7 protein-coding genes are annotated in these 13,459 nt (G+C 70.4%); all 7 read right to left on the minus strand.

Annotated features, from left to right (window positions below; genetic code table 11):
* Window positions 1–136: 136 nt before the first annotated feature.
* The gene (locus EV374_RS13125; RefSeq protein ID WP_132235084.1) at window positions 137–3,829 is read right to left on the minus strand and encodes a discoidin domain-containing protein; all 3,693 of its coding nucleotides are present in this window, start codon (window positions 3,827–3,829) and stop codon (window positions 137–139) included.
* A 176-nt stretch (window positions 3,830–4,005) separates the two neighbouring features.
* Complete coding sequence (locus tag EV374_RS13130) at window positions 4,006–6,879, minus strand: galactose-binding domain-containing protein (protein WP_132235086.1); 2,874 nt, start codon at window positions 6,877–6,879, stop codon at window positions 4,006–4,008.
* A 163-nt stretch (window positions 6,880–7,042) separates the two neighbouring features.
* The gene (locus EV374_RS13135) at window positions 7,043–8,632 is read right to left on the minus strand and encodes a glycoside hydrolase family 13 protein (RefSeq protein WP_207914167.1); all 1,590 of its coding nucleotides are present in this window, start codon (window positions 8,630–8,632) and stop codon (window positions 7,043–7,045) included.
* Window positions 8,633–8,769: 137 nt separating this feature from the next.
* Complete coding sequence (locus tag EV374_RS13140; RefSeq protein WP_132235090.1) at window positions 8,770–9,657, minus strand: carbohydrate ABC transporter permease; 888 nt, start codon at window positions 9,655–9,657, stop codon at window positions 8,770–8,772.
* A 12-nt stretch (window positions 9,658–9,669) separates the two neighbouring features.
* Window positions 9,670–10,626: a carbohydrate ABC transporter permease gene (locus tag EV374_RS13145; protein WP_132235092.1), complete on the minus strand. Its 957-nt coding sequence runs from the start codon at window positions 10,624–10,626 to the stop codon at window positions 9,670–9,672.
* Between the two features lie 78 nt (window positions 10,627–10,704).
* Entirely contained in the window at window positions 10,705–12,084 is a 1,380-nt protein-coding gene (locus tag EV374_RS13150; protein WP_132235094.1) for an extracellular solute-binding protein, read from the minus strand.
* 363 nt (window positions 12,085–12,447) lie between these two features.
* A complete protein-coding gene (locus tag EV374_RS13155) occupies window positions 12,448–13,449 on the minus strand; it encodes a LacI family DNA-binding transcriptional regulator (RefSeq protein WP_132235096.1) in 1,002 nt (333 codons plus the stop codon).
* Window positions 13,450–13,459 lie beyond the last annotated feature (10 nt).

Below are 13,459 nucleotides of genomic sequence, written 5' to 3' on the forward strand. Positions count from 1 at the left end.
AAACGCTCGGCTGGGACACCCCAGCCGAGCGCCTCGCTAAGCTCCTAGCCGTCACCGACTAGCCAACGCGTTGCAACGACCCCTTGAAACCGCCCGCTATGCGTTAGGAAGGGGCCCTTCCTTACACCCGGGTGGGTCAGTTGCGGTTGATGGTGAACGTCGAGGTGGTGTTCTGGATGTCCACCGCGTTGTTGCTCAGCCGCAGGTTGTTGAAGGTGACCGACCCGACGGCCGGCCCCTGCCCCGTCTCCGGCATCGGGTTGGCCCAGATGCCGAAGCCGGACTTCGCGTCGTACGCGTCACCGCTCTTGCGGGCGCCGCTGATGGAGACGTTGGTGAAGACCGTGTCGGTGATCGGGAACTGCGGCTGCCCGCCGACGTAGTTGGTCTGGAACATGATGCCGCTGTAGGTCGGGTCGACGATGTCGACGTCGCTGACCCGGATGCCCTGGAACACCTTCGAGGCGGAGAAGACCCAGATCGCCGGGAAGGTCTGCGCGCCCCAGAAGTGCCCGCCGGCCCGGACGATCGAGATGTTCTCGAACCGGGTGGGCGGGCTGGCGCCGAAGCCGTTCATCGGGTAGCCGAAGTCGAGCGAGCTGATGGTGATGCCGGAGTAGACCAGCGTGTCCGCGATGTAGATGTTGCGGAACGTGTTGCCGTAGCCGCCGTAGACGGCCACACCGGCGGCCCGCCAGGTCAGGGTCGAGGTCAGGTTCTCGTAGATATTGTCCTTCATGTCGGCGCCGCCCGCGTCGATCGCCGAGAACAGCGCGAAGCTGTCGTCGCCGGTGGCCCGGGCGTCGTTGTTGCTGACCAGGTTGTTGGTGCTCCCGTTGGTCATGTTGATGCCGTCGGCGAACATGTTCCGGATCCGGGAGTTCTTGATCGTCATGTGGTCGGTGTTCGCGCCCCAGTAGAGGCACACCATGTGCTCGTTCCAGATGTTGTCGATCACGATGTTCGACACGTTGGAGAAGTCGAACACCTTGCCCGGCCCGTCGATCCGCGAGGTGTAGTTGCCGAAGTAGGCGAAGTTCGCGAAGGACGATCCGGCCGCCGAGTTCTCGGCCCGGAAGCCGATGTCGGTGTTGTCCTGGCCGGACGGGGCGTTGAACCGGGTGTACCAGGGGCCGGCGCCGGTCACCTTGACCGCCTTGCCGTACACCTGGAACTTCGACGCCGTGGAGTAGTTGCCCGCCGGCAGGTACACCCCGACGAGGTTGCCGGTGGTGTCCATCCGTACCCGGTCCAGGGCGTTCTGCACGTCGGAGTGGGTGAAGCCGGTCGGCGTGGCGTAGCGCGCCGGGTCCGGGTTCGCGATCGGCGCCACCTGCTCGGTGTTGATGAAGTCGATGGCGTACGTGGTGGTGTTGGCCGGGTCCTTCTGGAGGCGGATCCTGCTGCCGGCCGGCACCGTGGAGTTGAGCATGACGTTGGCCTCGTCGTAGATGTGCCGCGGTCCGCCCGCGCTCGGCGAGTTGCCCGGGCTGGCCTCGTTGCCGTAGAGCCAGGCGTACCGGGACGTCAGGTCGATGGCCTTGTGGAACGTGCCGTTGACGTAGACGTTCAGCGTCGAGTTGATCCCGCCGCCGCCCGGCGCGTCCGGGATCGAGAAGCGGGTGACCAGGGTGTTGGTGCTGGCCCGGGTGGTCCACTCGACGTAGCTGCCGGTCGAGTTGAGGGTCACCGCCCGCCGCCCGGACGCCTCACCGGCGAGGTCGCCGACGGTCCGGTTCGGCCCGACGACGCTGGCGCCGCCGCCGACCACGCCGTCCTCGGCCTCGTACATGTCGTACGGCATGTTGGCGCCACGCCCCACGAAGAGCGCCCGGTCGCTGGTGTTGTTGCCCTGCTTGACCGGCAGCTCGTTGCCGTCGGCGGCGAGCACCACCCGGACGGTGTACTTGCCGTTCGCGGCCGTCCAGGTGCCCAGGTTGACCGGGCCGACGGTGGCCCCGGCGTTGATCACCCCGGAGTACGAGCCGGTCAGGGTACGCACGACCGTGCCCGCCTCGTTGAGCACGGTGAGCGTGATGCCGTGCGCGCCCGACGCGGAGGCCACACTGCCGGCGTTGCGGATCGACACGGAGAAGGTGACCGTGTTGCCGGCCGCCGGGGTGCCCGGCGACCAGGCGACCGCGGCGGCGACCAGGTCGGAGCTGGCGACCGGGCTGACCACCAGTGGGCTCGGGTTCGTGTAGCTGTTGTTGGTGTCGTCCTGCTCGACGACGGTGTTCGACTCGTCGACCTTCGCGCTCAGCGGGTAGCTGCCCGCGTCCCGGTTGCCGATGTTGGCGGTGACCGTCGTCGAGGCGCCGGCCGCCAGGCCGCCGACCGGCGCGGTGCCCACCCGGTTGGTGCCGAGGTAGAAGTTGACGTTGGTGGCGCCGGAGGCCGCCGAGCCGGCGTTGCGGACGGTGGCCGAGAGCGTGACGGTGCTCGTCTCCACGGGCGCGGACGGGCTGAACGACATGCCGGTGACGGTCAGGTCCGGGTTCGGCGCGGGGGTGCCGATGACCTGGAACTCGGCGACCTGCCCGGCCGGGGCGCCGGTGTTCGAGGCGATCGAGAGCCGTACGTCGGCCGCCGCGCCGGAGACCGGGATGGTCACCGTGTTGCCGCTGGCCGGGCTGAAGGCGTAGTTCGCCGCGCCGACCAGGGTGGTGAAGGTCGAGGAGCCCTGGTCCCGCCCGAGGACGGTGATGTTCTGCGTACGCGCCCCCCAGGCGGAGTCGGGGTTCAGCTTCAGCACGATCCGGCTGAGGCTGGCGTTGGCACCGAGCTGCACGGTCAGCGTGCTCGGGTTGCCGTTGCCCTCCCAGTAGGTGGCCACGTTGTTGTCGTTGGCGTTGGTCGCCACGAACGTGTGCACGTGCCCGGAGGCGGTGATCGGCTTGCCGACCGCCAGGTTGCTTCCGACGGGCGGGTTGCCGGTGCCGGTCCGGGTCACGGTGTTGCTGTTCGCCGACTGGTTGCCGGCGGCGTCCCTGGCCCGGACCTGGTACGAGACCGTGGCGCTGTCCGGCTGGCTGTCGGTGTACGTCAGCGTGGAGCCGTTGACGCTGCCGCGCAGCCCGCCGTTGGCGTACACGTCGTAGCCGGTGACCCCGACGTTGTCCGTGGACGCGGACCAGGTGAGCCGGATCTGCCCGCTGGCGGGCTGGGTGTACGCGAGGTTGCCCGGGACGCTGGGCGCCTGGGTGTCGGGGTTCCCGGCGGCGCCGTAGACCTCGACCTCGGAGAACTGGGCGGCCGCCCAGCCGGTGTTGCCGGTGACCTGCACCCGCACGTACCGGGTGCTGGTCGCGGTGAAGCTGACGGTGACGGTGTTGCCGGTGGCCGGGTTGAAGGTGTGGCCGCCGGACGCCTTCAGGGTGGTGAACGACGAGCCGTTGGTGGAGCCGAGCACCGACAGCGTCTGGGTGCGGGTCTGCCAGTCCGACGAGGGCGGCAGCTTGAGCACCACCCGGTCGACGCTGACGGTGGCACCGAGGTCCGCCTGGATCCACTGCGGGAACGCGTTGTTGGCGCTCTCCCAGTAGGTGGCCGCGTTGCCGTCGTTCGCGTTGCCCGCCACGTAGTTCTGGGTGTGGCTGCTGGCGGTCATGGTGGCGGAGAGCCCGGCGAGCAGGGCCGCGCGGGCGGCGGTCGCCGCCGGGTCCGCCGGTGGCGCGGCGGACGCCGGGGTGACGGCCGGGACGGCGGTGAGGAGCAGCCCGGCGAGCACGCCGGCGAGCAGCCGCCGGTTGGCCGGGCGGGTCGACCGGGGGACGGGGCGGGGCGCGCCGGCCGGCGCGGTCCCGGGTCTGGTGCCGTTTCTGGACATGGGTCGCTACACCTCTTTCGGGGGTGGGGTGCGGGTGCGTTGCCCGGTGACGGGCGCAGGGGTACGCCCGTCGTGCCGCGACAGGTGGGGGACGGTGCAGGGCGATGTCGGGGCGGCGCTGCGCCGGGCCGCCCGGACTCCGATGGCCCCCGCCGGGACGGGCGGGGGCCATCGGGCTAGCTGGAGTGGACCTCGAACTCGCTGAGCTGGCCGGCGGGCCAGCTGCTGTTGCCGGTGAACGTCAGCCGCAGGTACCGCTGGCTGGTCGCCGCGAAGGTCACGGTGACCGTGTTGCCGGTGGCCGGGTTGAAGGTGTGGCCGCCGGACGCCTTCAGGGTGGTGAACGACGAGCCGTTGGTGGAGCCGAGCACCGACAGCGTCTGGGTGCGGGTCTGCCACGCCGAGGACGGCGGGAGCTTGAGCACGACCCGGGACACCGTCCGGTTGGCGCCCAGGCCCACCGTCAGCGACTGCGGGAAGGCGTTGTTGGCGCTCTCCCAGTAGGTGTTCGGGTTGCCGTCGACCGCGTTGGCCGCCACGTACACGTCGGCGTGGCTGGTCGCCGCGGCCGGTCGACCGAGCGCCAGGTTCCCGGTCGGCGGCGGGGTGGTCGGCGGCGGGGTCGTCGGGGGCGGGGTGGTGGGGCCGCCGCCGTACACCTCGAACTCGGAGAGCTGCGCCGCCGGCCAGCCCGTGTTGCCGGTGACGGTCAGCCGGACGAACCGGCGCTCGCCGGCCGGCACGCTGATCGACACCGTGTTGCCGCCGGCCGGGTCGAACGTGCGCCCGGCCGACCCGGCGAGGGTGGCCCACGAGGAGCCGTCGGTCGAGCCGAGCACCGACAGCGTCTGGGTCCGGCGCTCCCAGCCGGCGGGCAGCTTCAGCACCACCCGGTCGACGGTGCGTGCCGCGCCCAGGTCGACGGTCAGCGACTGCGGGAACGCGTTGTTGGCGCTCTCCCAGTAGCTGGCCGCGTTGCCGTCCACCGTGTTCGTCGCGACGTAGTTCTGGTTGGTGCTCGTCGCGGTCACCGGCCGTCCCTGCGCCAGGTTCCCGCCGGTCGGGGGCGGGGTGGTCGGCGGGGGCGTGGTGGGCGGCGGGGTGGTCGGGGGCGGGGTGGTCGGCGTCGTCGGGGGCGGGCTGGTCGGTCCACCGCCCCACTGCGGCTCGGGCCACGGCCCGCAGTACGGCGTCGACGTGTACCAGCCGGAGTTGCCGGTGCCCTGGGTGATCTGGAAGCCGCTGCCGACGCAGTTGTGCATCGGGTTGGCCTGGGCGATCCCGGTGGCCCGCACGTTCGTGAAGGACACCTGGCTGGGCGCCTGCACCTGGAGGGCGTACGTGCCCGCGCCGTCGATCCGTACGTTGTTGAAGCTGATCCCGCTGGTCTGCCCCTCGATCCAGTGCAGCGCCGCGTACGAGCTGTCCAGGATGTCGGTGTCGGTGACGTTGACCGCCGCGCCCTGGATGGGCTCGTTGAGCGCGGAGAACCAGATGGCGCCGACGCCGAAGCGCCAGTTGTAGTCCGAGTTGCCGTTGCGGATCAGGGTGTTGCGGGCGACGGTGATCGTCCCGGAGACGGCGGTCGGGCCGGTCACGCCCGGGTAGCGGTTCGCGACGTGGATGCCGCCGCCGTTGGTGACCGAGTCGGCGGTGACGTTGTCGGTGATCTTGATGTCGCGCCCGCCGTAGGTCACCAGGTGGTTGGCGAGGATGGTCACGCCGATCGTGTTGCGGGTGAAGGAGTTGTTCACGTTCGGCACGCTCTGCGCCCACATGGCGAGGGCGTCGTCACCCGTGTTGCGTACGAAGGTGTTGGTCACCGTGGAGTTGGTGACGCCCCAGTGGAAGTTCACCCCGTCGGCGGTCTGGTCGAGGATCCGGCTGTTGCGGATCGTGAAGTTGTCCATCGGGCCGTCCATCCAGGCCCCGACCTTGGTGTGCTGCATCCAGACGTTGTCGACCACCGAGTTCGACATCGCCCCGCCGATGGCGTTGACCTGGTCCTCGTCCACCCGTTCCCGGATGTCGCCGATGATGGCGAAGTCGCGCAGCGTGACGTTGCGGCTGGGTCCGCCGGCCTCGTGCGGCCGGATCTCGCCGCTGTAGCCGCCGCCGGGGACGTACTTGCCGTAGATGCCGGCGGCCCGCTTGCGGTCGGTCGGGTGCCGCCCGCCGAGCACTGAGTACCACGGTCCCGCCCCGCGCAGGGTCACCCCGTCCACGACGACGTGGTCCCAGAGGGTGAACGTGCCGGTCGGGATCCAGACGGCCCGGCCCTGGGCCCTGCCGGCGTCCACCGCCGCCTGGAACTTGGCGGTGGAGTCGGTCGCCCCGGTCGGGTCGGCGCCGAAGTCGGTGACCACGTCGAGCACGCCGGCCGGCTTGGCGATCGGGGCGCCCACCAGCTCGAAGTCGGCCAGGTCGATGGTGAAGGTCGGCGACTGGGCGGTCGAGGAGACCTGGAGGCGGATCTTCGTGCCGGCCGGGTACGTGGTCCCGAACATCGTGCGGGTCTCGTCGTAGAAGTGGTGCGGGTTGGTGTCGCCCGGGTTGTTGTTGAACGGGTATCCGCCGTAGTACCAGCCGTACCGCGAGGTGACCGGCACCGCCTTGACCAGCGTGCCGTTGGCCCGCAGGTCGATGCTGGCGTCCCGACCGGTGCCGGCGGCGTTGTCCGGCAGGCTGTAGCGGAAGGTGACCGCGTTGGCGGGCGCGGTCAGGGTGAACTCGACGTACTCGCCGACGGCGTCGAGGGTGACCGCCTCCCGGCCGGACGCCTCGGAGGGCAGCGTGCCGTAGCGGCGGTCCGGGCCGATCCTCGTGCCGGTGTGCGCGACCTCCTCCGCCTCCTGCTCGACGAACGGGACGGTGGCGCCCCGCCCCGGGATGTCGAACGGCGAGAGTCCCGCCGCGCGGGCCGGGGTCGCGGTGGTGGTCAGCGCGACGACGGAGATCGAGGCCGCCGCGAGGGCGGTTGCCGCGAGGGCGGCGAGCCCCGCGCGGATGCGGTGTCTTCGCTGGTGGTTCGGGGTGGTGTGGTCGGCCATGAGCGGCGCTCCCTTTCCTCAGGTGGCCAGGTCCCCCGTGTCGTGCGGTGCGGTGCGCGTACCTCCCTGTCGGCCTCGGCCGGCGCGGGGCCTGCGGGTGGGCGGTGCCGGCGGCCGGGACGGGCCGCCGGCACCGTCGGGGTCGGGCCGGTTCCGGCCGCGCCTACTCGCGCACCCGGAGCCAGACGGCGGTGTCCGGCGGCAACCGGTCGTCGTCGAGCGGCCCGCTGGCCAACAGCCGCTCGGTGTGGGGCGGCAGCGGCACCGCCGTGTCCGAGAGGTTGACCAGACAGGCGAAGCCGGGTTCCCGCCGGAACGCGAGCACCCCCTCGGGGGCGGGTAGCCAGCTCAGCTCCCCGTCGCCGAGGGCCGCCTCGGCCCGCCGGACGGCGAGGGCGGCCCGGTACAGCTCCAGCATCGAGTGGACGTCGCCGCCCTGAGCGCGGGCGGTGCGGTCCTTCCAGTCGGCCGGTTGGGGCAGCCAGGGCGCCGCCGTCGCGTCGTCGGGGCTGAAGCCGAACGGGGGCGCCTCGCCGGACCAGGGGATCGGGACGCGGCAGCCGTCCCGGCCGGGATCGACCCCGCCGGAGCGGAAGTGCATCGGGTCCTGCCGCAGCTCACGCGGGATGTCCTCGACCTCCCAGAGGCCCAGTTCCTCGCCCTGGTAGACGTAGGCGGCGCCGGGCAGCGACAGCGACAGCAGCGCGGCGGCCCGGGCCCGGCGGGTGCCCAGTTCCAGGTCGGTGGGGGTTCCCTCGCGCTTGGCGGCGAAGCTGAACGTGGTGTCCGCCCGGCCGTAGCGGGTGACGTGCCGGGTCACGTCGTGGTTGGAGAGCACCCAGGTGGCCGGCGCGCCGACCAGCGCGTGCACGCTCAGCGTCCCGTCGATGCTCTCCCGCAGCGCCGAGGCGTCCCAGGCGCAGCCGAGGAAGTCGAAGTTGAACGCCGTGTGCAGCTCGTCCGGGCGCAGGTAGTTGGCGAACCGCTGCCGGTCCGGCATCCACACCTCACCGATCAGTGCCCGGTCGCCGGGGTACTCGTCGGCGATCCGCCGCCAGCCGCGGTAGATCTCGTGCACCCCGTCGAGGTCGCGGAACGGGTGCGGCCGACCCGGCAGCGTCTCGGGCAGCGTCCCGTCCTTGACCAGCAGGCCGGCCGAGTCGATCCGGATGCCGTCCACCCCACGGTCGAACCAGAACCGGAGGATGTCCTCGAACTCGGCGCGCACCCTCGGGTGGTCCCAGTTGAAGTCCGGCTGCTCCGGGGCGAACAGGTGCAGGTACCAGTCGCCGGGGGTGCCGTCCGGGTTGGTGGTCCGGGTCCAGGTCTCGCCACCGAACTCGCCGACCCAGTCGGTGGGCCGCTGGTCGCCGTTCGGGCCCCGGCCGGGGCGGAACCAGAACAGCTCACGCTCGGGGGCGTCCGGGCCGCCGGCGAGCGCCGCCTGGAACCAGGGGTGCGCGTCGGAGCAGTGGTTCGGCACCACGTCGACGATGCTCCTGATGCCGAGCGCGTGTGCCTCCGCGATCAGCGCCTCCGCCTCGGCCAGGGTGCCGAAGACCGGGTCGATGTCGCGGTAGTCGGCCACGTCGTAGCCGGCGTCGGCCATCGGGGAGGGGTACCAGGGGCTGAACCAGATCGCGTCGACGCCGAGCGCGGTCAGGTAGTCCAGCCGCGACCGGATGCCGGCGATGTCGCCGATGCCGTCGCCGTCGCCGTCGGCGAAGCTACGCGGGTACACCTGGTAGATCACCGCTCCACGCCACCACGGACCTTTGTCTGCTCTGGACACGAGCACCTGCTTTCTGCGTCAGTGCGTCGGCGGGTTCGCCGGACCTTGATGTGTCCCGGGCAAACAGTCGTTGTTCGCCGCGGAGGGTTGCGCCGGAGCTATCCCTTGAGGCTGCCCGTGGTGAGGCCGGACATGATGTTCCGCTGGAAGATCAGGAAGACGATGACGGTCGGGATCGCGGCGATGACCGAGGCGGCGACCACCACGTTCATGGGCGTACCGCCCGAGAAGGCGTAGATGCCGACGCTGACCGTCCGGGTCTCGGGCGACGGCATGACCAGCTTCGGCCAGAGGAAGTCCTTCCAGACCGCGGTCACGGCGAAGATCGAGACCACGCCGAGGATGGGGCGCGACATCGGCAGGACGATCGACCAGAGCGTGCGCAGCGGGGTCGCCCCGTCCATGAGGGCCGCCGCCATCAGCTCCTCCGGGATCGAGTCGAAGAACCGTTTCAGGAGGAAGATGTTGAACGCGTTCGCGACCAGGGGCAGCCAGATCGCGAACGGCGAGTCGAGCAGGTTGACGTGCAGGATCGGCAGGTCGATCACGGTCACGTACTGCGGGACGATGAGGACCATCGCCGGGATCATCAGCGTCGCCAGCATCAGGCCGAGGATCACGTTGCCGAAGATCGGCCGGAGCTTCGACAGGGAGTACGCCGCAGCGGTGTCGAAGACGAGTTGGAACAGCACCGCGCCGGTCGCGTAGTAGAAGGTGTTGAACAGCAGCTTGGCGAGGTCGAGGTTGTGCCACGCGTCGACGTAGTTCTGCCACTGGGGATCCTGCGGGAACAACGACGGCGGGGTCTGCGCGATCTCCTGGCCCGACTTGAGCGCGCCGGTGACCATCCAGTAGAGGGGCCCGAGGAAGACGAGCGTGAAGCCCGTCACGACGACGGCGAGCAGCGCCCAGTAGACCACCCTGCCGCGGCCCCGCCTGAGCTGGGCTGGGGAGACGAGTGTCCGGGTCCCGGAGTCCTGTGCCATTCCGCGTCCGTCCTAGTCCTGTTTCGCAGTCAGCCGCACGTAGACGGCGGAGAACCCGGCCAGCACCACGAGCATGATCACGCCGAGCGCGGCGGCGCCGTTGAGGTCGTTCTGGAAGAAGCCGTGCTGGTAGATGAGGTACGCGACCGAGGTCGCCGAGTCCTCCGCGCCCGCGCCGTTGGCGAGGATCAGCGGCTCGATGAAGAGCTGCATGGTGGCGACGATCTGGAGCATCGCCAGGAGCGCGAGGATCAGCCGGGTCTGCGGGATGGTCACATGCAGGATCCGCCGCCAGATCCCGGCGCCGTCCAGCTCGGCCGCCTCGTAGAGCTCGCCGGGGATGTTCTGCAACGCCGCCAGGTAGATCAGCACCGCGCTGCCCATGTTCATCCAGGTCGACGCCAGCACCATCGCGGGCATCGTCATGTCGGGGGACTGCATCCACTGCGACGTCGGCAGGTGCAGCGCCTTGAGGATCGCGTTGAGGAGTCCCGCGTCGCTGGGGTCGTACGCGTAGAACTTGAACAGGAAGAGCGCCGAGGCCGGCGGCAGCATGACCGGCAGGTAGACCAGGATCCGCAGGTACCCCTTGGCGTGGCGGAACTCGTTGAGCAGGATCGCCACGAAGAACGGCACCACGTAGCCGAGGACGAGCGCGAGGACCGTGAAGTAGAAGGTGTTCTGCCAGGCGGTCCAGAAGCTCGGGTCGTCGAGGATGCGGGCGTAGTTGTCCCAGCCCACCCAGGTGGTCTCGCCGCGCCGGGTGCGCTGGAAGCTCATCACGATGCCGCGGATCATCGGGTACCAGGAGAAGACCGCGAAGCAGAGCACCGCACCGATCAGGAACGCGTGTCCGGTGAGGTTGTCCCGCACCTTGCGGCCGAGGCTCGTACGCTGCGGCCCGACCGGGGACGGCGACGCGGGACGACCCGTGTCTCTGGTGGTCCCCGGGGCGGAGAGGATCGCCAAGGCAACTCCTGGTGAGTCGGTGACCGGACGGGCGGTGCGGGCGGGGTGGGGGCCGGCGCACCGGCCCCCACCGTCGGGTCAGCTCTCCGCGGCGAGGAGCTGGTTGACCTTGTCCTCGGCCGTCTTGAGCAGCGCGTCGATGTTCGCGTTCGGGTTGGTCAGCACCCCGGACATCGCCGCGTCGAGCACCGCGTAGATCGCCTGCGCGTTGCGCGGTTCGCCCTTGATCTGCACCGGGGTGGCCTCGAAGAGCGCGAAGTTGGCGGTGTCGACGTTCGCGTTCGCCTTGCGCAGTTCGAGCTCCTGCTTCTGCGCGTCGCTGCCGCCCGAGAAGAGCAGCGGCTGGGGCAGGCCGACGGGGTAGTTCTGCGGCTTGGCCCGGACGTAGTCGAACTGGCCCTTGCCCGGCGTCAGCTTCTGGTAGGCGATCCACTTCAGACCGGCCTCGACCTGCTCCGGGGAGAGGCCCTTCTTGAAGAAGTAGCCCTCGCCGCCGCCGAGCGTCGCCTTCGCCGGGCCGTCCTGGCCGGGCAGCGGGGCCATCGCCCAGTCCTGGAACCTGCCCTGGAACTGGCTGACGATCGCCTGGGTGGCGTCCGGCGCGCCGATGAACATGCCCACCTTGCCGGCGGCGGCGTTGGTCAGCAGGTCGCCCCACTGGAGCAGCTGGCGGCTGCCCATGCTGTTGTCGCCGTACCGCATGTCCTTGAGGTTCTGCAGGACCTGCTTGCCCATGGCGTTGTTGAAGTCGGCCTTCTTGCCGTCCTCGGTCAGCATCCGGCCGCCCTGCGAGTAGAGCAGGGAGGTGAAGTGCCAGCCGCCGGTGTTGCCGGCGCTGTACTCCGAGTAGCCGGCGACGCCGTTGCCGAGCGCGGAGATCTTCTTGGCCGCCGCCCGGACCTCGGGCCACGTCCTGGGTGGGTTGTTGACGTCGAGCCCCGCCTGCTGGAACAGCACCTTGTTGTAGACCAGGCCCATCGAGTAGTTCTTCGCCGGGACGGCGTAGAGCTTCCCGTCGTGGCTGAAGGCCTCCTTGAGCGCCGGGTCGACGCTGTCCCAGGTGGGGATCGTGTCCTTGTCGGCGTACTCGCTGATGTCCATCGCCTGGCCGGAGTCCAGCACCTGCTGGAGATCGGTCATATACCCGTAGAACAGGTCGGTCACGGTGCCGCCGGCCAGGCGGGCGGTGAAGTCCGGCGGGTTGTTGCACTGCTCGCCGACGCTCACGCTCTTGATGACGATGTCGGGGTTCTGCCGCTGGAATTCGGCGACGTCGTCGTTCCAGTTCTTCAACAGCTCTTTCTGGGAGCCGACCGGCTGGCAGTCGACGGTGACGGTGACCTTGCCGCCTGCGCTGCCTGTCGCGTCGTCGCTCTTCGTCGAACAGGCCGCCAGGCTGAGCCCCAGGCCGGCCACGAGCGCCAACGCCGCAGTCTTCCGGTACTGCGGTACGGACATCTGTCCATCCCTTCGGGAACGGTGTCTCCATGACCTGCGCTGATGCCCGGTGGTCGCCACCGCGCCGATGCGCCGGCACTGATCTGCATCTGCCGAGCGACCTGACCCCGGGTAGCTGCGCCGGGGCCAGGTGTGAGTGGGGTCACTGTAGCCAAGCGGACTTGTCCCAGCAAGGTATCGATCCTGTGCTGAAAAGACGAGACTTTCGTACGACAGATTTTGACAGGATCTTGGAAGGCGGCCGAGTTGCGGCTTTGGCCCCGATTGATTCCGGCCAGCGGGCAGGCAAACGGAACGGCCGCCGACCGCGGGCAGCGGTCGACGGCCGTTCCGTCGTTCAGGTGAGGTGGAGGCGGGCCCGGGTCAGCGACCGGGGGCGGGTGCGGTGGAGCCGCGGACGACCAGCTCGGGCTCGAACAGCAGCTCGTCGTGCAGCACGCCGGCGCCCTCGATCTGGGTGACCAGCAGGTCCACGGCGGCCTGCCCCATGGTCTCGATCGGCTGCCGCACGGTGGTCAACGGCGGGTCGGTGCAGGTCATGAACGCGGAGTCGTCGAAGCCCACCACCGACACGTCGGTCGGCACCACCCGACCCAGCCGCCGGGCGGCCCGGATGGCGCCCAGGGCCAGCACGTCGCTGGCGCAGACGATGCCGGTCACGCCGCGCTCGACCAGCTTGGTCGCGGCGACCCGCGCCCCCTCCATGGAGAAGCTGGAGCGCTCCACGTACGCCGTGTCGTCACCCCAGCCCGCCGCCTGGGCCATCGCGTCCAGCTTGCGCCGGGACGGCACGTGCCCCTCCGGGCCGAGCACCATCCCGATCCGCTCGTGCCCGAGCGAGCGCAGGTGCCCGTACGCCTGCTCCACCGCCACCGCGTCGTCCGTGGAGACCCGGGGAAAGCCCAACTCGTCCACCCCCGCGTTGACCAGCACCACCGGCAGGCCCCGGTCGGTCAGCCGGCGGTAGTGGTCGTGCCGGGCGTCGGCGAGCGCGTACGACCCACCGGCGAAGATCACCCCGGAGACCTGGTGGTCGAGGAGCATCTCCACGTAGTCCATCTCGGAGACGCCACCGATGGTGCGGGCGCAGAGCGCCGGGGTGAACCCGCGCTGGGCGAGGGAGCCGGTGACCACCTCGGCGAGCGCCGGGAAGATCGGGTTCTGCAACTCGGGCAGCACCAGCCCGACCAGCCGGGCCCGCTCGCCGCGCAGCTTGGTGGGCCGCTCGTAGCCGAGCACGTCCAGCGCGGTCAGCACGGCCGTCCGGGTCGCCTCGGAGACCCCGTCCCGGCCGTTGAGCACCCGGCTGACGGTGGCCTCGCTGACGCCCGCCTTCTTGGCAACTTCGGTCAACCGCTTCGTCACGGCCGCAATC

The sequence above is a fragment of the Micromonospora sp. CNZ303 genome (genome assembly GCF_004345505.1).

What these genes read in the sequence shown, in the direction of transcription:
- EV374_RS13125 (WP_132235084.1), bottom strand. Translation starts at nt 3,829, where the DNA reads ATGTCCAGAAACGGCACCAGACCCGGGACCGCGCCGGCCGGCGCGCCC.
- EV374_RS13130 (WP_132235086.1), bottom strand. Translation starts at nt 6,879, where the DNA reads ATGGCCGACCACACCACCCCGAACCACCAGCGAAGACACCGCATCCGC.
- EV374_RS13140 (WP_132235090.1), bottom strand. Translation starts at nt 9,657, where the DNA reads ATGGCACAGGACTCCGGGACCCGGACACTCGTCTCCCCAGCCCAGCTC.
- EV374_RS13150 (WP_132235094.1), bottom strand. Translation starts at nt 12,084, where the DNA reads ATGTCCGTACCGCAGTACCGGAAGACTGCGGCGTTGGCGCTCGTGGCC.